Annotated in this window: 1 protein-coding gene; it reads right to left on the bottom strand. The window is 41.9% G+C overall.

From position 1 onward, the window contains the following. Window positions 1-253 precede the first annotated feature (253 nt). Window positions 254-1,123, bottom strand: coding sequence for a TolB-like translocation protein (locus tag FN961_RS25650; protein WP_144042973.1), 870 nt, complete (start codon window positions 1,121-1,123; stop codon window positions 254-256). Window positions 1,124-1,485 lie beyond the last annotated feature (362 nt).

Genomic DNA, 1,485 nt, shown 5'->3' with positions numbered 1-1,485 from the left:
GGACTTCGTTACATTGTCAGACTCGCTGCTTTATTCAGAGTCTTAGGGTCATCTAGTGATACAGATGGTTCACTCTTATCGCGGTGAACAGCGCTTCATACGACCTCAGGTCGCACGGACAAAAGTAAGTTAGAACTCAGGCTCTAAACTGGGCTTTGAGATTAAGAAATGTATAGTGTTCGGCCATGCAGTAACGCACTACTCAGCGGCGTAGCGAGTCTTGCTCCGCTGGCGTAGCTTGTTATATGGTTTGCTATTTTGGCCGAAGCGTCTCAATAATCTGAGCATCCACCCAGTAGATATTTACCTCTTCGTTTCCGCGTTTTGTCCGTAGATCAAAGAAGAGAAATTTTCCGTCTGGTGACACACTTGCACTTTTTTCAGAGGCAGTGCTATTGATCTTGTCGCCCATGTTGATGGCTGGGCCCCATGAGCCATCTGCCGCTCGAAAGCTGATATAGAGATCAGATCGGCCATATCCGCCTTCTCTTATGCTATCAAAGATAATGTAGCTTTCATCCGGTGCAATGAAGGGGTGGGCATTGTATCTGCCGATGCCAAACTGCGGGCCCAGTGACTTCGGTTGTTCATATTTGCCGTTTATCAAACGTGAATAGCGAATAGGAGTATCGAATTTTGGGGTAAAAGTATCAAAATAATAAGTGCCGTTGGAAGACGCCGAAAGCCTCATAATGTCGATATCTTCGAAAGGTGCACCGTGTCTTTTTAACTCCGACCAACCGTCCTTGGTGCGCTCAATATAACTATTGTTTAAATAGATGGTCTTGCCATCGGGAGAGATGTATGCCCCGCCTACTTTCTGTTTGACAATAGACTTCTGCCATTTATTATTTTTATATTCAATGACATTCAAAGAATAAACTTCTTTTTCATCACGCCTGACGAAATAAAAGGTATTCATATCCGCTCCGAACATGCCCTCAATTTCAATAAATCCTTCCGTATTAACAATACCGGGCGCAAACATCTCAGGTGTTGAGCCGGGTGGCGTTTGACCGAGATAGGGACCATCCGGGATGGAAATGTCATCTTGGCTATAACTAGTGCTGCTCATCACTAGAGCAGAAAACAGTAGAACAATTTTAGTGCCAACACGCTTCATAATTAATTCCTTATTTTTAAATCAACGAATTATTTAACTTCACTTAAATGTGATCAATAAAAGTCAATTTAAGCTAACCGACCTTAAAATACCTGACGTCCTTATGACTTTTAGATGATTTTTTCTGACGGCGATAAACAACTTATTAAGTACATATGACGCCCTAATAATGGGCAAAAAATTGTTGGCTAAAATGTTGAGGAACGAAAACAGTCAACTATTTTTTGTCCTTATTAATTAGCTTGTTGAACGAAGCCGCTATGCGGCAAAAAAGATAAAAACACATATCTATGCTCTCATCCTAAATACTTTCTAGAGGCGCCTAATTGAGGTTGCCATCCTAGGAGTATTGTCATGAACAC

It is taken from the genome of Shewanella hanedai, assembly GCF_007197645.1.
Classification (GTDB): domain Bacteria; phylum Pseudomonadota; class Gammaproteobacteria; order Enterobacterales; family Shewanellaceae; genus Shewanella; species Shewanella hanedai.
This window is presented reverse-complemented; position numbering and strand designations above follow the sequence as displayed.

Excerpts from the sequence above, each read along its gene's own strand:
- FN961_RS25650 (WP_144042973.1), bottom strand. The coding sequence starts at position 1,123 with ATGAAGCGTGTTGGCACTAAAATTGTTCTACTGTTTTCTGCTCTAGTG.